General features: G+C 72.4%; 13 protein-coding genes. 6 read left to right on the top strand and 7 right to left on the bottom strand.

Annotated elements, in window-relative coordinates; genetic code table 11:
• The first annotated feature begins 261 nt into the window (after positions 1-261).
• From ACIQ9P_RS02705 to ACIQ9P_RS02685, 5 genes are all read left to right on the top strand, one after another.
• Positions 262-762 carry a VOC family protein gene (locus tag ACIQ9P_RS02705; RefSeq protein ID WP_402348535.1) on the top strand — a complete coding sequence of 167 codons (501 nt, stop codon included), beginning with the start codon at positions 262-264 and terminating at the stop codon, positions 760-762.
• Positions 759-1,724: a hypothetical protein gene (locus ACIQ9P_RS02700; protein ID WP_402348532.1), complete on the top strand. Its 966-nt coding sequence runs from the start codon at positions 759-761 to the stop codon at positions 1,722-1,724. Before ACIQ9P_RS02705 ends, ACIQ9P_RS02700 begins: the two co-directional genes overlap by 4 nt.
• Before the next feature lie 3 nt (positions 1,725-1,727).
• A complete protein-coding gene (locus ACIQ9P_RS02695; RefSeq protein ID WP_402348529.1) occupies positions 1,728-3,533 on the top strand; it encodes a gamma-glutamyltransferase family protein in 1,806 nt (601 codons plus the stop codon).
• 26 nt (positions 3,534-3,559) lie between these two features.
• Positions 3,560-4,261: an FMN-binding negative transcriptional regulator gene (locus ACIQ9P_RS02690; protein ID WP_402348526.1), complete on the top strand. Its 702-nt coding sequence runs from the start codon at positions 3,560-3,562 to the stop codon at positions 4,259-4,261.
• A 63-nt stretch (positions 4,262-4,324) separates the two neighbouring features.
• A complete protein-coding gene (locus ACIQ9P_RS02685; protein WP_402348523.1) occupies positions 4,325-5,011 on the top strand; it encodes a hypothetical protein in 687 nt (228 codons plus the stop codon).
• On the opposite strand, the gene ACIQ9P_RS02680 is transcribed toward ACIQ9P_RS02685, so the two are convergent.
• The 4 genes from ACIQ9P_RS02680 to ACIQ9P_RS02665 all read right to left on the bottom strand — a co-directional run bounded on the left by ACIQ9P_RS02680 (position 4,996) and on the right by ACIQ9P_RS02665 (position 16,408).
• Positions 4,996-8,814, bottom strand: a complete 3,819-nt coding sequence (locus tag ACIQ9P_RS02680; protein ID WP_402348521.1) for a condensation domain-containing protein — start codon at positions 8,812-8,814, stop codon at positions 4,996-4,998. The two genes, ACIQ9P_RS02685 and ACIQ9P_RS02680, sit on opposite strands and share 16 nt — an antisense overlap.
• A 4-nt stretch (positions 8,815-8,818) precedes the next feature.
• The gene (locus ACIQ9P_RS02675; RefSeq protein WP_402348518.1) at positions 8,819-13,786 is read right to left on the bottom strand and encodes an amino acid adenylation domain-containing protein; all 4,968 of its coding nucleotides are present in this window, start codon (positions 13,784-13,786) and stop codon (positions 8,819-8,821) included.
• Positions 13,787-14,081: 295 nt separating this feature from the next.
• Positions 14,082-15,905 carry a CocE/NonD family hydrolase gene (locus ACIQ9P_RS02670; RefSeq protein ID WP_402348516.1) on the bottom strand — a complete coding sequence of 608 codons (1,824 nt, stop codon included), beginning with the start codon at positions 15,903-15,905 and terminating at the stop codon, positions 14,082-14,084.
• A gap of 83 nt (positions 15,906-15,988) precedes the next feature.
• Positions 15,989-16,408, bottom strand: coding sequence for an MmcQ/YjbR family DNA-binding protein (locus ACIQ9P_RS02665; RefSeq protein ID WP_402348513.1), 420 nt, complete (start codon positions 16,406-16,408; stop codon positions 15,989-15,991).
• Positions 16,409-16,582: 174 nt separating this feature from the next.
• Here ACIQ9P_RS02665 and ACIQ9P_RS02660 point away from each other — a divergent pair, with 174 nt between their 5' ends.
• Positions 16,583-16,945 carry a VOC family protein gene (locus ACIQ9P_RS02660; protein WP_402348511.1) on the top strand — a complete coding sequence of 121 codons (363 nt, stop codon included), beginning with the start codon at positions 16,583-16,585 and terminating at the stop codon, positions 16,943-16,945.
• An 81-nt stretch (positions 16,946-17,026) separates the two neighbouring features.
• On the opposite strand, the gene ACIQ9P_RS02655 is transcribed toward ACIQ9P_RS02660, so the two are convergent.
• Genes ACIQ9P_RS02655 through ACIQ9P_RS02645 form a run of 3 tightly spaced genes read right to left on the bottom strand, consistent with a single transcriptional unit; the run spans position 17,027 to position 19,872 of the window.
• Positions 17,027-18,829, bottom strand: a complete 1,803-nt coding sequence (locus ACIQ9P_RS02655) for a PA domain-containing protein (RefSeq protein WP_402348508.1) — start codon at positions 18,827-18,829, stop codon at positions 17,027-17,029.
• 46 nt (positions 18,830-18,875) lie between these two features.
• Complete coding sequence (locus ACIQ9P_RS02650; RefSeq protein ID WP_402348505.1) at positions 18,876-19,283, bottom strand: nuclear transport factor 2 family protein; 408 nt, start codon at positions 19,281-19,283, stop codon at positions 18,876-18,878.
• A 34-nt stretch (positions 19,284-19,317) separates the two neighbouring features.
• A complete protein-coding gene (locus tag ACIQ9P_RS02645) occupies positions 19,318-19,872 on the bottom strand; it encodes a response regulator transcription factor (protein WP_402348502.1) in 555 nt (184 codons plus the stop codon).
• Between the last annotated feature and the right edge of the window lie 482 nt (positions 19,873-20,354).

Here is a 20,354-nt window from a genome sequence, read left to right as displayed (position 1 = left end):
AGCGTGCCGGGCACGAGGACGGCGTGCCGGGGACGGGGCACGAGGAGCGGCGCCGGGCGGCGGGACGGAATCCCCGTGGGAGTACCGGTCCTGTTCGCCGCCGACAAGTCCGATCGTCATCGCGTTACGTGAATGACCGGCTGTGACGCGGGTGTCCCATAAAGTGGGGAACTCCCCTCATCACATGGGGGGCGGGATCATCGTACGGCGACAGTAGTGCCCGCGTCCGGATGCGATGTTTCCCCGCTGGAGTGATGAGACATGATAGAGACGCCATCGGATGTCACCCCGGCGGCCCAAGTCGGACTTCCCAGGCTGCGGTTTCACCATTTCGGCGTGCAGACGACCGACCTCGACAACAGTGTTCGCTGGTACGGGGACTTTCTCGGGTGCCGGCAGGCATGGTCGCTCGACCGGTTCTCCGAACTGACCCGTAGCCGCCTGCCCGGGATTCGCGAGCTGACCGAGATGTCGATCGGAAATGTCCGCATTCACCTTTTCGACCGGCCCGGCCGCACGTCCGATCCGGCCGAGAGTGTCGTGCAGTTCCAGCACCTCTGCTTCGGAGTGGAAACACCCGAGGACCTGATACGGCTTCGCCGGCGCTGGACCGAGCTCTACGAGTCCGGGCGGTATGTTTTCGCGACGGACGAGCAGCCGACCGACATCGTGATCGACAAGGACGGCGTGCAGAGCTTCTACGCGTACGACGTCAACGGGCTGGAATTCGAATTCACCTTCCTGCCGGAAGCACTGTCATGAAGCCAGCCACCAGTGGTGCGCTGTGCGACGCTCCGACCGCCGGGCGATGGGACTTCGGGGGATTCCCGTACGGTCTCGAACCGCTGATCCTGCCGGCGGTGGGGGAGCCCGACGGCCCGGCGGACGCGGTTCCGGCCTGGGACTACGCCGAGAGCTGCCGACGCCTGGCCGATCTCGGCGAACGCGGCCTGCTGACGCCCGAGGTCGAGCCGTGCGAATCGCAGGACGAGCTGTTCTGGTTCCGGTGGCTCACCGGGCACCAGGTGTGCTTCGTGCTGTGGCGGCTGATCGCCCAGCTCGTGGACGACCTCGACCAGGGGCGCCGGCCGGCCGACGAGGTGCTGCCGCAGATCAGCCACTACGTGCACGGTTACTCCGCGATGCTGCTCTACACCGGCTCGTGCCCGTCCGACGTCTACGACGTCCTGATCAGGCCGAGCATGCGGTTGAGGCACCGCGCGTTCAGCGGCGCCTGGGCGCCGGACTACTGGCCGATCCGGGACCTCTTCCGCCGGCGTCGGCTGCCCGGGGCCGCCGAGGCGGACACCGGTGAACTGCTGGACGCCATCGGCCTGCTGCACCTCGTCCACGACGGGGTCGCCGCGCGTCTGGTCGCCAACGGCCGGTCGCTGCTGCGCGAGGCCGCCGTGCGCAGTCCCGGTCACCGGGCCGCGGGGCTGGTCTACGACTCCTACTTCACGACGCTGCGGGCACCGGTCGCCCGGCACGAGGTGGTGGCGCAGCTGCTGCGCCGACTCGTGGCGATCGCCCAGGACGTCACCGCGAACGGGCTGTACGCGGCGGGTGACGCCGACGAGCGGCCGACCGAGCTGCAGAAGCCCGAAGTGGTCAAGTGCGAGAACAGCCTCGTCGACATCCTGCTGGGCGTCGCCCGACACGCGTGCGGCCTTCCGACCCCGCCGCTGCCCACCCCCCCGTACGAAGCCTGGCCGAGGAGTTAGTCCATGACCGTCCTGCGACCGGCGCTGACCGGAACCCTCGGCGGCGTGTCCGCGACGCACTGGCTGGCGTCCGCCGTCGGCATGGGCATCCTGGAGCGCGGCGGCAACGCCTTCGACGCCGCGGTGGCCGCGGGGTTCGCCCTGCAGATCGTCGAGCCGCATTCGAACGGGCCGGGTGGCGACGTCGTGATCGCCGTCTACTCGCGCTCGACCGGCGAGGTCCGCGTCATCTGCGGCCAGGGCCCGATGCCGCAGGCGGCGAGCATCGACGCGTTCGGTGCGCTCGGCATCAAGCAGATACCGGCGGGCGGCCTGCTTCCGGCGACCGTGCCGGGAGCCTTCGGGGCCTGGATGCGGCTGCTCGGCGAGTTCGGCACCATGCCGCTGGAGACCGTCCTCGAACCGGCGATCGGATACGCCTCCAACGGTTACCCGCTGCTGCCCGCCGCCGCCTCGACGATCGGCGCCATGGCCGACCTGTTCCGGACCGAGTGGACCGATTCGGCCCGTACCTACCTGCCGGGCGGCGCGGTGCCGGCGGCCGGGTCCCGGATGCGCAACGAGGCGCTGGCCGACACCTACCGACGGCTGATCCGCGAGGCACGGGCGAAGTCCTCGACCCGGGAAGGTCGGATCGAGGCCGCTCACACCGCCTTCTACCAGGGCTTCGTCGCCGACGCGATCGACCGCTTCGCGCGCACCGAGGAGGTGTTCGACTCGACCGGCCGGCGCCACCGCGGCCTGCTGACCGGTGACGACCTGGCGAACTGGCGGCCGGGCGTCGAGGCCGCGTGCTCGCTGCCGTACGGCGAGTTCACCGTCCACAAGGCGGGTCCCTGGTCCCAGGGCCCGGTGTTCCTGCAGCAGTTGGCCCTCCTTCAGGGGTGCGACCTGCGGTCCATGGGACTGGGCAGTGGCGAGTACGTCCACACCGTCGCCGAGGCGGCCAAGCTCGCGATGGCCGACCGGGAGGCGTGGTACGGCGACCCGGACCACACGCCGGTGCCACTGGCCGAGCTGCTGTCGGCCGAGTACTCCGCCGAGCGGCGCTCGCTCCTCGGTGAGCGGGCGAATCTCGATCCGCGGCCGGGACGGCCCGGCGGCGCCCGGGGACGGATCCCGGAGCCGGAGCCGGAGGAGGTGGGCGCGGACGAGCCGGAGTGGATGACCCACCTGCGCAGCGGCCTGCCCACCGTCACCCCGATCGGTCCGCGGGCCGGCGCCGGGAACACCTGCACGGTGGCCGTCGCCGACGCGTGGGGCAACCTGGTCGTCGCGGTGCCCAGCGGCGGCTGGCTCAAGAGCTCGCCGGTGATCCCGGACCTCGGTTTCGCGCTCGGCACCCGGGGCCAGACGGCGTGGCTCACCGAGGGACACCCCAACTCGCTCGCGCCCGGACGGCGCCCCCGCACCACGTTGAGCCCCAGCATCGTGCTGCGCGGCGGCGAGCCGTTCCTGGCCTTCGGAACCCCGGGCGGTGACCAGCAGGACCAGTGGACGCTCCACGCGTTCCTCGCGGTCGCCGAGTTCGGATGCGAACTCCAGGCGGCGGCCGAGCTGCCCGCCTGGCACATCGACCACTTCCCGCAGTCGTTCGCGCCGCGCACCTCGCGGCCGGGCGTGGTGGTCGTGGAGCGCTCGTTCGACCCCGCCGTGCTCGCCCTGCTGGAGCGGAAGGGGCACCGGCTCGACGTGGTGCCGGAGGGCACGCTCGGCAAGGTCTGCTCCGCCGGTGTCGACCCGGTCACCGGATTCCTGCGGGCCGCAGCCGGTCCGCGAGGCCGCCAGGCGTACGCGGTGTGCCGTTAAATTCCCGATCATGTGAGGCGGTAGCCATGTTCGTGCCCAGCCATTACCAGATCCAGGACGAGGACTGGCACCGCCGCATCATCGACGGTCACCCGCTGGCGACGCTCACGACCAACGGCGCGACCGTGCCGTGGGCGTCGCGCCTGCCGGCCCTCGTCGCCCCGGGCCAGCCCCGGTCCGGCCCGCTCGTCGGCACGGAGCTCTTCGGTCATCTCAACCGCGCCAACCCGCATTGGAAGGCGCTGGCCGACGGCACCCACGCCCGGCTGATGTTCGACGGGCCGGGCGGATTCGTCACCCCGGCCGTCTACCCCGGTGGCCCGTCCGCCCCGACGTGGAACTTCGCGGCCGTGCACGTCTGCGGGCGGATCCAGCTGATCCACGAGCCGGAGGAGACGCTCCAGGTGGTCCGGTGGACGGCCGAGCGCCTGGAGCAGCGCTTCGGCGCCGGCTGGGACCAGACCGCGTCGATCGACCACTTCCGCCGGATCCTGCCCGGCGTCGGTGCCTTCAGGCTCCGGATCGAGACGGTGGAGGGGCTGTTCAAGTTCAGCCAGGAGAAGCCGGCGGACGTTCAGGAGTCGGTGATCCGGCGCTACGAGGCCGATGACAGCGGCACCGGCCGGCCGATCGCCCGGCTGATGCGCGAGGCCGGGATGGGGCAGCCGGCCGGGGTCGGGGTGGCCGGCCGGGCACCGGATGTCGCCGCCGGGGTCTGCCCGTTCTGACCGGTCCGGGACCGCGGGACGATCGGTCGACCACAGAGCGGGGCACACCGTAACGTCCGAGGCATGGCACTCATCACCCGTACCGCCCAGGCGCTCTCCACCGAGACACTGAACCAGTTGCGTTCGGCCGTCGAGACGGCAACTCGGCCCGAACGCCTGGGCGGTCGCAGTCCCTATCACTACACCTTCTGGTACCCGCTGGGTGCGCCGCCGCGCAACCTGGTCGAGGCGGCCGTCCGGAACCACCTCCTGCGGCACATCCCCGCCGAGGTCCGGGCGGCCGCCGTCGGCGTCGAGTGGTGGCTCGGCCGGCTGTCCCCGCCGTACGCCCCGAACTTCGAGTTCGGTCTGCACCGTGACATCGGCGAGGATCCGGAGACCGGTGCGCTGGACTCCCCGATGCTGTCCAGCGTCATGTACCTGAACGACGTGGACGACGGCCCGCTGATGGTCTTCGGCGGTGAGCCGTCGCCGGAGGCGCAGGACCGGGAGTTCGTCTTCCCGGCCGAGAACCTCTACGTCACCTTCCCGGGCCACCTGTGGCACTCCGTCGGCAACCGGCGCGACGTGCACCACGAACCGTCAGCCGTTCCCGAGCACCGGGAACGGCTGACGGTTCTGGTGAACTGGTGGCCCTACCAGCCGGGCGACATCGCCGCCGAGCCGATGAAGCAGGTCGCCGCACCGTACGACGGGTCGATGTACCCCGAGTTGCGGGCGGCGGACACCGGCTCTCAGATCTCCCCGTAGCCCATCCGCCGGGTGATGGCGTCCTTCATCGCCGTGGCCAGCTGGTCCACGTTCTCGCGGTCGAACAGGCTCAGGTGGCTGCCCTTGACCTCGGTGCTCTCCAGCTCGGCGACGAAGGCGCCCCACCCGCGGTCGCCGTCCAGGTAGCCCGGGGGGAACGCCGGCGCGTCGGCCGGCAGCGGGTCTCCGGCGCGCAGCAGCTCCACCTCGGCCGGGTAGAACTCCGGCCAGTAGTCGAGGAACGCGGCGCGGTTGCGCTCGACCGTCCTGGTCAGCTCGGCCGGCGCCGTGGCGCCGGGGTCGGCGCCCTCCAGCCGCAGTACGTCGAGCGCCAGGCACGCGTCCCGCACCTCGGCGGCCTCCTCCGCCGAGGACATGAACGAGGGCGGCGCCCAGGTGTCGAGCAGCAGCGTCGCGGCGACCCGCTCGCCGCGCAGCAGCCAGGTCCGGGCCATCTCGACCGCCACACAGCCGCCCATCGACCAGCCGGCGAGCACGACGGGGGCGATGCCGCGCACCGTGTCGACGGCGGCCGCGTACCGGGCGGCGATCTCCTCGATCGTCGCCGGAGCGTCGTCCGGCAGCGACTGCAGGGCGTACACCGCGAACTCCCCGCCGAGCCGCTGGGCCACCTCGTGGAAGGGCAGCGCCGAACCGCTCGCCGCGTGCACGAGCACCAACAGCGGCGCGCCGGGGTTCTCGACCAGAGCGACCAGGTGGCCCTCGGGCGCCGGAGCGGCTTGCGCCGCCCCCAGCGTGGCCGCCAGTTCGCGCACCTTCGGGGCGGTGAAGACGTCCTGGACGGAAGGTCGCAGGCCGAGCCGGCCCGCGCATTCCTCGATCAGTTTGAACACCAGCAGCGAATGGCCGCCCAGCTCGAAGAAGCTGTCGGTGACACTGACCGAGTCCCGGCGCAGCAGCCGGGCGTAGATCTCGGCCAGTCGGGCTTCGAGCTCGGTCCTCGGGGCGACGAACCCCTCGTCCTCGGCGAGTGCCTCGCCGCCGCGCAGGTCGAGCAGCGCGGCGGCGTCGATCAGGCCGTCGTCGGTGCGGAGGATCCGGTCCACCACGGTGACGCTGCCCGGTACGAGATAGCCGGGCAGCTGCCGGGCGGCGCCGTCGGCGAGTTCCGTCGCCGACGGGGTCCGGCCGTCGGCCGGCACCACGAAGGCGGCGAGGCCGCCCTCCGGCGCCGCGGTGACCGCGCACAGGGCCACCCCGCCCTGGCCGGTGAAGGCCGCCTCGACGGCGGCCCGGTCCACGCGCATGCCGTGGAGCGTGAGCTGCCGGTCGACCGGGCCCAGGTGTTCCAGCGCACCGTCCTCGCGGCGTCGGCAGAGTTCGCCGGTACGCACCATGCGCGCGCCGGGCGCGCCGAAGGGGTCGGCGACGAACTGCTCCGCGGTCGGCGCGGACAGCCCGTGGTAGCCGTGGCCCGCTCCGGCCCCGCCGACGTACAGCTCGCCGACCACGCCGACCGGCGCCGGTTCGAGCGTCCCGTCCAGCACGTACAGGGCGTGGTGGGCCGCTCGACGGCCCTTCTCGGTGACCCGGCCGGTCTCCGGCAGGCCCTGCCAGGTGATGACCTCGCCCGGGAAGCCGGCGACGGTCACCGGTTCGCCGCCGCAGAAGATCCGGCGCAGCGACCCGCCGCCGGCGCCGTCCAGCGGCACCGACGGCCTGGTCCACAGGGTGGTGACGCGGTACGTCTCGATGTGCTCCAGCAGGGCCCGCGGGTCCTGGTGCGTCCCGGGCCGGCAGAGGGTGACGGTGCCACCGTACGACAGCGGCCAGAACGCGCCGTCGGGGGTCTCCGGGAGCACCACCTCGCCGACGGCCAGGGGGTGGCTGCGCTGCAGTTCCGCCACCTCGGCCAGCTCCCCGGCGACGGAACGGACGACGGCCCCCGGCCGGCCGGGGGAGCGGACCAGGCGGAGCAGGTCGTACCCGGCTTCCGGGGCCGACGGGTTCTCGGTGGGCGCGTCGGCCCACCGCTCGGCGTCGGCGAACGAGACCACCCGCCAGGATCCGGCCGGCACCCGGGCCGCGGTCGCCCGATCGGTGACCACCACCTCCGGAGCGGCGTCGGCCAGTTGCTCCGGCGCGACCGCCGTGTACGGGGCGCCGAGCTTGGCCGCGGCGTACCGGGCGACGAGCTGGTCGGCGCCGTCGCCGAGGCAGAGTGCCAGGACCGTGCCGGGCCGGACTCCGGCGTCGCACAGGGCCCACGCCAGCCGGTTGGCCCGGCTGTTGAGCTCGGCGTAGCTCACCGCCCCCTCGTCGGTGCGGACCGCCACCGCGGCCGGGCTGCGGCGGGCCTGCTCCTCGAAGGGCTGTGCCATCGTCCGGTACCGGACGTCCGGCCGTTCGGGTCCGGCCGGCCGGGGCAGGCCGCGCTCCCGTTCGGCCGGTGCGAGCAGCGGCAGCTCGAACGCCGGTGCGTCGGGTTGTCCGGCGCCCTCGGCGAGCAGCGTCTCCAGGACCCCGGCGAAGCGCAGGGCGGTCGACCTCTCGAACAGGCCGGCGTCGTAGATCAGGACGCCGCTCATCCCGTCCCGGTCGCCGAACAGGCTCACGGCCAGGTCCCACATCGCGGCGCTGGTGTCCAGCTCGGAGCCCAGGTCGGCGGTGCCGCCCGCGCCGGTCGACTGCACGTTGACCATGGTCTGGAACACCGCCTGCACCCCGTCCAGCCGGGGCAGGGCCAGTTCCGCCACCACCTGGTCGAAGGGCACCGCCTGGTGGTCGTGGGCCTCCAGGACGGTCTGGTGCACCCGGCGGACGACCTCGCGGAGCGTGGGGTGGCCGCTCAGGTCGGTGCGCAGGGGCGCCGACTTCACGAAACAGCCGATGATCGTCTCGGCGACCTCGTGGTCCCGGCCGGCCAGCGGGGCGCCGACGATGACGTCCCGCTGCCCGGTGGTCCGGGCCAGGAACAGCTTGTACGCGGCCATGAGGACGACGAACAGGGTGACGCCCTCGTCCGTCGCCAACCGCTGCAGGCGGGCCAGCACCGGGCCGGGGACCGTGAGGGGAACGGTGCCCCCGGACCGCTTCGACCGGGCCGGCCGCGGACGGTCCCTCGGCAGGTCCAGCACCGGCAGTTCGCCGGCCAGCTTTCCGGTCCAGTAGGACAGGTCGCGCCGGACCGCCGCCTCGTCGGCGTTCGCCTGCTCCCAGGCCACGTAGTCGAGGAAGCCGACCGGCGGGGCCGGATCGAGCGGGCGGCCGGCCAGCAGGGCGTCGAGCTCGGCGACGACCATCATCCGGGACAGCCCGTCGATGACGATGTGGTGGAAGATGACCGCCAGCATGGTCCGGTCGCCGGGCAGGGCGAACCCGATGATCTGGAAGAAGCACGGCCCGTCGAGCGGGAACGGGCGCCGGGCGGCCTCGTTGCCGCCCTCGGTCGCCAGCGCCTGCGCTTCCTCGGCCGACAGGTGGCGCAGGTCGTGCCAGGTCACCGGCGGCTCGATCGGGCCGTCGTCCTGCTGCACCGGCACGCCGTCGAGTTCGAACATCCGGACCCGCAGGACGTCGTGGCGGGCCATCAGCTCCGCCGTCACGGCGCGCACCGTCGGGAGGTCGAGCGCCCGGTCCAGGGTCCGCAGCTCCGGCAGGCTGTACTCGCTGGTGTCCGGGTACTGGCGGCAGGAGAACCAGATCCTCGCCTGCGGCGGGTTGAGCGGTACCGGGGTGCCCCGCGGCACCGGGGTGATGCGCGGGCCCCGCGTCGCGGTGCTCCGTTCGAGCAGCAGCTTCATGAGCTGCTGCTGCTGCTTGTCCACGTTCGGTGAGGTCATCGGATCAGCCCTCCTGGCTGTCGGGGTGCGCGGCGTGGTCGGAGAGTGCGGCCAACTCGGCGATCAGCGCCTTCTCCAGGTGCTCGGCCACGCCCGCGATCGTCGGCGCGCTGAAGAACTGCCGTACGGTGACCGCCACTCCGAACCGGGTCTTGACCCGGTGCAGCATCTGCAGGGCCGACAGCGAGCTGCCGCCCGCCTCGAAGAAGTGCTGCAGCCGGCCGACCTTCTCGATGTTCAGCAGCTCGCACCAGACCTCGGCGAGCTGCGACTCGATCAGCGAGGCGGCCTCGGAGACCCCGGCGCGTGCCCCGCGGTCCTGTGCGGTCGGTGCCGGCAGGGCCTGCCGGTCGACCTTGCCGGACGGGGTGAGCGGCAGCGCGGCCAGCTTCACGTACGCCGCCGGCAGGAGGTACCGGGAGAGGTAGCCGGCCGCGTGCTCCGCCACCTCGGGGACGGCGGCCCCGGGGCCCACAAGGTAGGCGACGATCTCCTTGGTGCCGGGCTCGTCCTCGCGGATCCGCACGGCCACCTGTTCGACCGACGGGTGGCGGCGCAGCACCTCCTCGATCTCGCCGGGCTCCACCCGTACGCCCCGGACCTTGGCCTGGCCGTCGGACCGCCCGGCGTAGTGCAGCAGGCCGTCCTCGTCCCGGACGGCCAGGTCGCCGGTGCGGTACAGCCGCTCTCCCGGCGTCACGGCCCAGGGGTGCGGCAGGAACCGCTCCGCGGTGAGGTCCGGCCGGCCGAGGTAGCCCCGGGCCAGGCCGTCCACGCCCGCGACGTAGAGCTCGCCCGGCACGCCCGGGGCCACGGGCCGCAGGGCCTCGTCGAGCACGAACAGCCGGTAGCCGTTCACCGCCCGGCCCATCGGGACGCTGCCGTTGCCCGGCCAGTCGCGCCCGCTCCACACTGCGACCTCGGAGGTCTCGGTCTGGCCGTACGCGTTGTCCAGCCGGACCTCGAAGTGGGTGGCGAACCGCCGCAGCAGCGCGGCCGGGACCGCCTCGCCCGAGGTCTGCACGCGGTCGAGGCCCGGGTACCGGGTGGCGTCGACCGTGGCCAGGTACATGTCCAGCATCGACGGGACGAAGTGGGCGACCGCGGTGTCCGGCGTGGCGAGCGCCTCGGCCAGGTACGGCACGTCCGTCTCGCTGCCGGCCTCGGCCAGCAGGACCGTCGCGCCGGCCCCGAGCGTCGCGAAGACCTCCCAGATCGCGACGTCGAAGATCAGCGGGGTCTTGTGCACCACCCTCAGACCGGGGCGCAGCTCGTAGCGCCGGGCGATCCACTCCACCCGCGAGGCCGCGCAGCCGTGGTCGATGATCACGCCCTTGGGCCGGCCGGTCGACCCGGAGGTGTAGTGGACGAACGCCGTGTTGCGGGGGTGGATCCCGGCCTCCGGCCCGCCTGCCGGGGCGTCCGCCGGGGTGTCCGCGGCCGGATCGACGACCGGCACGTGCTCCAGCCCGGCCGGCACCGCGGAGGCGACCACCGCCGCCATCGCGGAGTCGGCGGCGATCCAGCGCAGCCGCTCGGCCGGGTATCCGGCGTCCAGCGGTACGAATCCGGCGCCGGCGCGAAGCACCCCGAGCACCGCGGCGATCGAGGCGACCGAGCGTTCGACGCAGATCCCGACCAGCGCCTCCGGACCGACGCCGACGGCGGTCAGCGCGGCGGCGACCGCCCCGGCCCGGGCGTCGAGTTCGGCGTAGCTGACGGTGGTCGTCCCGGCCTGTACGGCGATCACGGACGGGTCCCGGGCCAGCGCCGCGCGGAAGCCGTCGTGCAGCAGCGCGTCGGCGGCGACCCGGTCCCGGTGGTCGGCGTTGATCGCGGCCAGCTGGGCGGTGGCCGCGGCGGGCGACAGCAGCGGCAACTCGGCCAGCCGCGCCGACGGGTCCGCCAGCGCCGATTCGAGGAGCGCCACCAGGGCGTCCTGCCAGCGATCGGCGGACGGGCGGTCGAAGCGGCGGCCGGAGTACTCCACCTCGCCGGTGACCCCGCCGCCGTCCAGCCGCAGCGTGCAGGTCAGCGCCATCTTGGCGGTGCCCGAGTGGATCAGCTGCTCGGTGATTTCGAGGCCGTCGATCGCACCGTCCTCGTCCACCGGGGTGGACTGCAGGACGAACATGGTCTGGAAGAGCGGGTTCTCGGTGGCGTCCGCGCCCTGGGAGACGCCGCCCGCCATCTCCGAGAACGGCAGGTCCTGCCGGGACAGCGCCTCGGCCAGCGCCGCGTCGGTGCGCGCCACCAGCTCCCGGAAGGTCATCCGGGGGGTGAACCGCACGCGCAGCGGCACGGTGTTGACCAGGTACCCGACCAGCTCCTCGGTGCCCGACCGTCCCCGGCCGGCCATCGGCACACCGACCACGAGGTCGTCGGCGCCTTCGGTCATCCGGTGCAGCGTGGCGAAGAAGCCGGCGAGCAGCACGCCGAACGGGGTGGACCCGCAGGCGCGGGCCACGTCCTCGACCTGGGCCGGGCCGAGCCCGTCGAACCCGAGCGGTATCGAGAACCCGGACTGCCCCGGTGCCCCGGTCGGCCGGCCCGGCTCGACCACCGGCGCGTCGCCGGAGAGCCGGTCCGTCCAGTAGCGCCGCTGCCCGGCCGCCTCCTCCGAGGCCAGCCAGCGCTCCTGCCAGGCCACGTAGTCGGCGTACCGCACGGCGGGCCCGGGCAGCGGGCGGCCCTGGTACAGCGCGGCGAACTCGCGCCGGAACACCCCGAGCGACCAGGCGTCGAAGGCGCTGTGGTGCACGTCGAGCAGCCAGAGGTGGTTCCTGTCGTCGACGCGGTAGCAGAAGGAGCGCAGCAGCGGGCCGGCGGACAGGTCGAACGGCCGGGCCGCGTCCGCCTCGGCCCGACGTGTCGCGGCGGCGCGGTCGGCCACCTCCGTCACCCGGGTGCGGACCGGCGCCGGCGGCCGGAGGCGGGCCCGGACCCGGCCGTCGACCTCCGCGAGGGTGGTGCGCAGCGCCTCGTGCCGGGCCGTCAGCTCGGTGAGCGCGGCGTCCATCCGGTCGATGTCGAGCGGACCGGAGATCCAGTACCCGAAGGGCACGGCGTACGTCGCGGCGCCGCCGTGCAGCCGGTCCAGGTACCAGAGGGCGGCCTGGCCGCGGGAGACCGGCCGCCACTCCTCGCGCTCGCCGGTCGGCGTGACGGCCCCCAGACCGGGTTCGTACCTCGGCGCCCGGTCCACCAGCGCGGTGACGCCGGCCACGGTCGGGTCCGAGCGCAGCTGCTCGAAGGTCAGCGCCGCTCCGGTGACCTGGGCGACGCGGCTGAGCAGTTGCAGCCCGCGCAAGGAGTCGCCGCCCGCCGCGAAGAAGTCCTCGCCGGCGTCCGGCACCCGGCCCAGCACGTCCGCGAAGAGGCCCGCGACGGTCTGCTCCGGGGTGGACGGGGCGACCGGGCCGGGCCGGTCGGCGACGGCCGGCGGGGGCGGCAGCCGGGACGGGACGACCTTGCCGCTCAGCGGGGAGCGCGGGATCCGGTCCAGCCGCACGATGGTCCCCGGGACCATGACGGCGGGAAGCCGGCCGGCCAGCTCGGCCCGGAGAGCGGCCTCCCCCTCCGGTGCCTCGTCCGCCTCGACGTACGCGACCAGGCGCGCGCCGGAGACCGGGTCCTCGGTCGTGACCACGAAGGCGTCACGGACGCCGGCGCAGGCCCGTACGGCGTTCTCCACCTGGCCGGGCTCGATCCGGAAGCCGCGGATCTTCACCTGGCGGTCCGAGCGGCCGAGGAACTGCAGGTTCCCGTCGGGCAGCCGCGAGGCACGGTCACCGGTCTTGTACATCCGGGTGCCGGGCGGCCCGAACGGGTCCGGGCAGTAGCGGTCGGCGGTGGCCGCGGGCGCGCCCAGGTAGCCGCGGGCCAGCCCGAAGCCGGCGATCCACACGTCTCCCGGTCCACCGTCGGCCACCGGCGTCAGGTCCTCGTCGAGCAGGTGCACGGTCACCCCGGGCAGCGGCCGGCCGATCGGCACGAGTCCGGTGTCGGGCAGGTTCGCCGGGTCCGGACGGTACGTGGTGCAGCTGATCGTGGTCTCGGTGGGCCCGTAGTCGGCGACGAAGTCCACCGGTCGCGAGCCGACGACCTCGGTCCAGGCGGCGAGCTTGTCCATGCGGATCTTGTCGCCGCCGATGAAGACCGTGCGCAAGGTCCCGGGGAGGTCCACCACCCCGGCCCGGAGGTCGTCCGTCCACTGGTGCCAGTACGCGCTCGGCAGGCTCACCGCGGTCACGCCGCGCGCGGTGATCAGCTCGGTCAGCTCGACGCTCGTCGGGCGCGGAGCGTCCGGCAGCACGACCGTTCCGCCGGCGAGCCAGACCGGCAGCGTCTCCTCCAGCGAGGCGTCGATGGCCATCGAGGTGAACTGGAGGAACCGGTCGGTCGGCTTCAGGTCCAACTCGGCCCGGATCGCGGCGGCGTGGGCGGCCAGCGAGGCGTGGGAGATGCCGACGGGCTTCGGCCGGCCCGTGGAGCCGGAGGTGAACATGCAGTAGGCCAGGTTGTCCGGCGACATCACCGGGGCCGTGGCGGTCGGGGCGGTACCGGCCGGGTCCGGGCCGGCCGGGGCGGCCAGGTCGGACAGCCGCACGGCCGAGAAGCCGGTGCCGGTCGGCACCGGACCGGAGCCGGAGTGCAGCAGCAGCTCCACCCCGGCGTCGGCCAGCATCGAGGCGGCCAGGTCGGCGGGGAGCGCGGAGTCGAGCGGGACGTAGACGCCACCGGCCTTCCAGATGGCGAGCAGCGTCACCAGCCAGCGCGCCGACTGTTCGACGGCCAGCCCGACCCGGACCTCGGGGCGCACCCCCCGCTCGGTCAGCAGGCCGGCCAACCGCGCGGCCTGTTCGTCGAGTCGGGCGTAGCTCAGGACTCCGTCGCGGGAGACGACCGCGGGCGCGGTCGGCGTTCGCGCCGCCTGCGCCTCGATCAGATGGTGCACGCAGAGAGTGGACATGAAACAGCCTGCCTCCGGATCCGAAAGGGCGTGAATCGCGCACGGGGAAGGGGGATCCGCCACCGTGTCCAACTGTGTGGGATGCGCGGTCGGACAATGCCTGGAGCAGCACCCGAGCGGGCCGGACCGGGACTTCGGGAGCGAGGAAACGCTCCGTCGTCGGTGCGCGGTCGGTGATCCCGATGCGCGTTCACGAGGGGTGAAGCACGGCCGGAGCCCTGGCGGAGTGGACCACGCCAGGGCTCCGGCGACGAGCGGCCGCCGCGGCCTCGACCTGCGGCGCCGCGGTCCTCGGCTACGGCAGTCCGGCGCCTCCCACCAGGGGCAGGGTCAGACGGCTGCCGCGCAGGTCCAGCCGCACGGTGGCGCCGGTCGTGGTCGGGGTCGTGTAGTCGGGGTCGCTCTGCTGCAGGACCAGCCCCAGCACGTGTCCGGCCGGGACGGTCTGGTCCATGGCCTGCATCGGCACCGTGATCGAGTACCACCGGCCGGGCTGCAGCGGGACCCGGAAGCGCAGCGAGATCCGATGGGCGGCGTCCTGCCAGCCCCGGGTCAGGATGCCGCGGTCGCTGGTCACCACGTCCTCGACGGAGTCGCGGTAGCACCCGCTGTCGGCCGCGGTCGACCCGCCCCAGCAGGACGTGGTGTCCAGCGTGCGGACGCCCTCGTCGGGATAGACGGTGTTGACCCGTGCGGCGGTGCCGTAGTCGACGAGCCTGGCGCTGAGTTCGGTGGTCGGCCGGTCCACCTGGACGCGCAGCTGTACGGCCGGATTTCCGGAGATCCGCATGTCGCGGGTCAGCGGCCCGGAGAGGAAGGCGACCCGTCCGGCGACGGCGTCCTTCGGGTCGGCCGTGGCGGCGTCCTCGGTCAGCTCGGGGTTGTCCGCCCAGATCCGCTCACCGGTGCCGGGGCGGCCGCCCAGGGTGCCGGTGGTGCCGTTGCCCTCGCCCAGGCGGACCTGCACCTGCCGCGTGCCCGGAGCCGGCCAGGCCGGCTGGTCGGTCCACGTCCCGGGAGCGGTCTCCAGGGTCACCGGCGCCTCCCGGTCGATGCCGTTGCGCAGGCCCTGCAGGTAGAAGTCGAACCAGCGGTGCAGCGTGTCGACCCACTCGGCGCGCCGGTAGTCGAACGGGTCGACGTGGCCCGTCTGGGAGAGCCACATCTTGCGGGGGACCTTCAGCGTCTCCCACCACTTGGTGGCGTGGTCCGTCATCACGTTGCCGTCGTTGAGGCCGTGCACCAGGAAGACCGAGGCCCGTACCTTGGACGCGTTCAGCCGGACGTCGCGCTCCGCCCAGTAGGCGTTGTAGTCGCCGGTCGCGTCGTCGCTGCCGGCCTCGATCTCCTTCAGCATCCGGGCGCAGGCTTCCGCCGGTCGGCTGGTGACCAGGTTGAACAGGTACTCACTGGTCTTCGGGCCGACCAGCACGCCGTTGTGGCGGGCGTAGTCGTATCCGCTGGAGGTGGCCGCGATCGCCACGACGGTCTTCAGCCCCTCCACGCCGGTGGCCGCCACCTCGTTGGCGACCGTCCCGTCCGCCGACTTGCCGACCATGCCGACCATGCCGTTGGTCCAGCCGGTCGCGACGGCCGGTGACCCGTCGGCGTACGTGGCCTTCCCCCGGCCGTTGAGCCAGTCGATGGCGGCCTTCGTGCCCAGCGTGTCCTCGGGCCCGTCGGTGTCGGTGCAACCGGTGGAGCGGCCGGTGCCGGCCAGGTCCACGGAGACGACGGCGTACCCGCGCGGGACGAAGTAGTTGTCGTAGAAGAGCGGCATCCCGGAGATCGTGCCCGCCGCGTCGTACGCCTTGAGTTCCCGGTCGGGACCGCGGCCCACACGGGCGTTGTAGGGCGACGCCGTCATGATGACCGGCACCCGGACGTTGCCGGCCCGGGGCCGCACGATGTCCACCGCGACCTTGTCGGGCACCCCGTCGTGGTCGTTGTCCAGCGGGGTCCGGACCCAGACGCTCTCACGGACCGCGTCGGCGTACGAGTACACGGGCACCGTGCCGGTTCCGCGGACGTGGGGTGCGGTGGCCGAGGCACTGGCCGGTACGGCGGCGGCACCCAGCACCGCGACCAGAACTGTGCAATACACGAGGAAACGACGCATGGTCAGATCTTGCTGGAGTCACCGCCGGAGACGAAGCGTCGCGGTGCCGCATAATTCGGGGACTTTGACGGAACTCCCACTGTTCAATCGACCGCCGGTGGGAGGCCGACCCGGGCGGCGAGAAACTTCGGGGCCAGTCGGCAATAGCTGTCGGTGACGAGTTCGGAAATCTCGGTCCAGTCGGTGTGGTCGCCGAGAACGGCGGCGACGACGTCGTGGCCCCAGTCGGCCCGGAGGAACGGGAAGCCGCCGGAGGTCAGGCCGAGCAGGTCGTCGACGGGTACCCGGAACGTCATGACGACCAGTTCCCGGTCCCCGGTCGCGTACGGCGCGTAGAACGGGACGCGGTCCGCGTTCGGCGCGTAGACATGGGCGAAGGTCCGCGCGCGGATCCGCCAGCGCACGCCGATCCAGGCCGGTTCCTCGTACGACTCGGGCAGCTGCCGGCAGATCGGCCGCAGCCGCTTCAGGATCTCCGGTGGTACGTCTCCGGTGCTGGACATGGGCCGACTCTAGCGGCCGCCGGCGAATTCCGCGCCGGATACGGGCGGGCCGGGTGCGCACGCGATTCCCCAAAACAGGGGGCACCGCGGAACCCGTTGTTCGCCGGGTGGAGAAGCCAGAATGGTTCTGCTTGGCGCGACATGATGAGACTTCGGACGAAGAGGGTGTTGATCGTGGAATTCAGGCGTCGGACGATTGTCTTCGAGGCTGCGGACATCGGCGTGGAGAGCGCGTTCTGGGCGGGGCTGCTGGACGGCACGGTCGAGGCCAAGGACACCTGGCACAACGTCTGGGTCGAGGGGGACTGGCACCTGGCCGTCCAGCTCGCGCCCGACCACGTCCCGCCCGTGTGGCCGGACGGGGCTTCGCAGCAGGTCCACCTCGACTTCTACGTCGATGACCTGGAGGCCGCGCACGACAAGGTGGTCGAGCTCGGCGGGCGGCTGGTGAAGGCGTCCGACGATCCCGCCGCGCGCACCGGGTTCCGGGTCTACACCGACCCGGCGGGTCACCCCTTCTGCGTCGCCTGGCCGTAGGACCGCACGATCTCCGGGCGGAACACGACGCCGGTGGCGGGTCTCCGAGGAGACCCGCCACCGGCGTCGTGTTCCGCCCGGTCAGACGTCGAAGACGTAGAGTCCGTAGTTCCGGTCGGTGACCAGGGCGTAGTTCCTCCCGCCGATCCTGTGGACCACGACACCCACGAAGTCGTTGCCGGGCTCGCAGTGGGCGCCGACCTCCCGCAGGCCGTCCGGGCCGTAGCTCAGGACGCGGAGCCCGCCCGAGTAGAAGGTGGCGTACACCAGGCGGCGGTCCGGGTCGATCGCCACGTGGGACGCCGAGAGGTCGCCGAAGCCGATCGCGTACTTCGGGTCCTGGGACTCGGGGATGGCGTAGGTGTCGACCTGTTCGAGGGAACCGCTGCCGACGGCCGGGACGTGGGTCCTGAACAGCCGCAGGTAGCCCCATCCGTTGAACACCGACCGGAGGGCGATCGCGGGGATGTCCGGCGCGGCCGGCGTCGGGGTCGAGCCGGCCGTCTCCTCGGTCACCCCGGTCACCCCGAGCAGCCGCAGACCGGTCAGGCGGTTGACGAAGATCAGCGGGATCGGTCCCTTGGCCGAGGTGGGGTACTGGTGGAGCGCGTCCGGCCCCTGCCGGTTGAAGACGATGCCGGCCGAGTAGCCGGCCGCGGCGACGGCGTCGAGCTTCTCCTGGAACGAGCACCCCGGGTTCGAGCCGGCGGTCAGCAGCGAGGCGTCGCGTTCCATCAGCGCGATCCCGCGGCCGGGCCGCACCGTGCCCGGGCATCCGTTGCCGACGAAGGTCGGGGTGCCGGAGAGGCCGTCCTCGTCGATCGGCGCGGTGTCCGGGCTCCAGGCCGCGGTGAACTCCAGACCGGCCTCCGGCCCCGAGGTGATGGTGCCGATCAGGCGCACCGCTTCGTAGTTCTCGTCGGCGCCCACCAGGAACCGGGCGTCGGGCGAGAGCGCGCAGTGCTCGGCGTTGCCCTCCGGCGGGACCCGGTGCCCGTGCTTCGCGCGTTCCTCGTCCAGTTCGGCGTAGAAGGACTGGGCGATCATCGAGACGTTGCCCGGCGTCGGGTCGGTCACGTCGAGCAGCACGTATCCGCCGTCCCAGTAGGTCGCGCTCATGACGTAGCGGTCGCCGGACCGCTTCACGTCGACGGCGTGCCCGAACAGCGAGTCGAGGCCCGCGGGGGACTTCTGGGCGACGCCGAACGGCGGCAGCCGCAGGTCCAGGGAGTTGACCAGCACCGGGTTGCGCGGGTCGGTGATGTCCATGATGCAGATGTCGGTCGTGATCTTCACCGTGACCATGGCCACATAGGTGCGGCCCGTGGCGCCGTTGGTCCACGGGAACACGTAGTAGACCTCGACGGCCTGGTCCAGCGGTGAGCCGTCCACGTCCGTGTAGTCGCCGGCGTGGGCGGTCAGGAGCCGGGCGTGCTCCGGGTCGGTGATGTCCCAGATGTTGACGCCGCCCCGCTGGCGCGGCCCGGTCGGGTCGGGCGCGTGGGCCTGGGCGTAGATCTCGTTCCCGTGGACGAACAGCACGCCGCTGAAGTACTCGTTGTCGACCTCGATGACGCCCGGACCCTCGCCGACGTAGTTGCCCGTCGTCGTCTCCATGAACGCGCTCTCGACCTCGAACGGCGCCCGCGGGTCGCTGATGTCGATGACGTAGGCGCCGGTCCGCTCGCAGGTCGGCTCGCGGTAGGCCGTGAGGAACGCGTGGTTCCCGTGCGCGGCCAGGTCGCAGATGTGCCGTTCGAGGCCGGCCCCCGAAGGGTTGTTGACCTGCGCCCTGCCCACGCACCGCACCCCGTACGAGACGGTCGGCAGCTGGGCTCCCTCGGGCGCGTCCTGGCCGTCGTGGGCCGTACCGGTGCCGGTCATGCATACCTCCTGGCTGTGCCCGCCTTCGACGACGCGAAGGAGGACGTCATTTCTGCTCGGGGAACGGGGTCATCTGGAAGCTGATGAACCGCCAGCCGTCACGTTCGTGGCGGCGCAGGACCTGCGTCGCCACGCCCGCGAGCGTGCGTTCGCCGCCGTCCGGCGTCCGCAGAAAGTTGGTCAGCCCGCCGGTGACGACCGCGACGTCGCCGACGAGCCGGACGAGCAGCTCGTCCCGGACGATGCGGAGATAGGGGCGGCGACTGACGGTGTGCTCGATGAGTTGTGTCTTGGTGTGGGTGATGCCGTGCGCGTGGGTGTGCACGAGGGTGTCGTCGAAGATCTCGTCCAGGGCGTCCGGATCGGCGTCGACGAGCGCCCGTTGTCGACGGAGTTCGACGGCACGCAGCTCGCTGGCGACCTGCTGATCGGGTGGTCGAACGGTGACGTGCATGCGGTCTCCGCGGTGCTCCGGTGAAGGACTTCGGTCAGGCGGCTGACTTCACCAGCCGGTTGAGCAGGGCGACCCGGGTGAGCTCGGCCTTGTTGCCGACGCCGAGCTTGGCGCGGATGCGTTTGACGTAGGTGTCCACGGTGTGCGGGCTGATGCCGAGTCGGGTGGCGATCTGTCCGTGGGTCAGTCCCTGGGAGATCTGGCTGAGCACCTGCTCCTCGCGCGCGGAGAGGTTCAGGGTGAGCAGCTCGTGTCGTTCCGCCGGAGGCTTCGCGGTATGTTCCTCGGGCAGCACCGGGGTGCCGACCGTCACGCTCCGCAGCGCCGTGATCAGGCTCTCTCGCGGCTGGTGCTTGCGGATCACACCGACGGCACCCGCCTGCAGGTACTCCTCGGCCAGCGGCGACCAGCTGTTGAGCAGGACCAGGACCGAGGTGGTGCGGGTCGCCTCGGCTATGTTGTCCAGGGCGTCCGCTTCCCCGAGGGCTTCCTCGTCGATCAGGGCCGCGTCGGCGAGCCAGGACACTCGCTCGGCCGGGGACCGGCGGGTCGAGACGACGGCGATCCCCTCGTCCGAGAGAACCTGCACGAGACCGACGAGATAGACTGGGTTGTTGACCAGTACATCAACTCGAAGCATGCTTCTCCCTCTATGTAGCCGGATGGGTTCATCCATCGTCGGGCGAGCAGCGGGAACGTGGTCGCCCGCTGCCACGAAGCCTTTCAGCGGGATCATGACATGTTGGCGCCTCGGGCCCGCCTCCGGAAAGCAGTGAGTCGCACCCCGGGCAACCGACCGTGATCCACTACCGCCACCGATTATTGGTCCCATCGAAGCGACCCGCTTGTCGCGCCAACCGGGGACATGGACCGTCCTTGACGGCAGTGGGTAGGATCGTTCCCCATCAATCGCGCTCACTGGCCTCTGACCTGTGCAAACGCACCAGTGGCCGGGTGTGGTTCCCCGAAGCGGAGGGCGATTGTCGCCGGTTCACGTGACTGCGCCGGTCACACCCGACCCACCTACTGTCAACGCACAGTGGGCCAGGGTCAGGTGAAGGGATGGGGTCG

The organism is Kitasatospora sp. NPDC094019 (assembly GCF_044764505.1).
Lineage (GTDB): Bacteria > Actinomycetota > Actinomycetes > Streptomycetales > Streptomycetaceae > Kitasatospora.
Note: the sequence above shows the minus strand (reverse complement) of the source record. Positions and strands in the feature narration are given on the sequence as shown.

Bases quoted from the DNA above. Each gene is read 5' to 3' on its own strand.
- ACIQ9P_RS02705 (WP_402348535.1), top strand. From the start codon at position 262: ATGATAGAGACGCCATCGGATGTCACCCCGGCGGCCCAAGTCGGACTT.
- ACIQ9P_RS02700 (WP_402348532.1), top strand. From the start codon at position 759: ATGAAGCCAGCCACCAGTGGTGCGCTGTGCGACGCTCCGACCGCCGGG.
- ACIQ9P_RS02695 (WP_402348529.1), top strand. From the start codon at position 1,728: ATGACCGTCCTGCGACCGGCGCTGACCGGAACCCTCGGCGGCGTGTCC.
- ACIQ9P_RS02690 (WP_402348526.1), top strand. From the start codon at position 3,560: ATGTTCGTGCCCAGCCATTACCAGATCCAGGACGAGGACTGGCACCGC.
- ACIQ9P_RS02685 (WP_402348523.1), top strand. From the start codon at position 4,325: ATGGCACTCATCACCCGTACCGCCCAGGCGCTCTCCACCGAGACACTG.
- ACIQ9P_RS02680 (WP_402348521.1), bottom strand. From the start codon at position 8,814: ATGACCTCACCGAACGTGGACAAGCAGCAGCAGCAGCTCATGAAGCTG.
- ACIQ9P_RS02675 (WP_402348518.1), bottom strand. From the start codon at position 13,786: ATGTCCACTCTCTGCGTGCACCATCTGATCGAGGCGCAGGCGGCGCGA.
- ACIQ9P_RS02670 (WP_402348516.1), bottom strand. From the start codon at position 15,905: ATGCGTCGTTTCCTCGTGTATTGCACAGTTCTGGTCGCGGTGCTGGGT.
- ACIQ9P_RS02665 (WP_402348513.1), bottom strand. From the start codon at position 16,408: ATGTCCAGCACCGGAGACGTACCACCGGAGATCCTGAAGCGGCTGCGG.
- ACIQ9P_RS02655 (WP_402348508.1), bottom strand. From the start codon at position 18,829: ATGACCGGCACCGGTACGGCCCACGACGGCCAGGACGCGCCCGAGGGA.
- ACIQ9P_RS02650 (WP_402348505.1), bottom strand. From the start codon at position 19,283: ATGCACGTCACCGTTCGACCACCCGATCAGCAGGTCGCCAGCGAGCTG.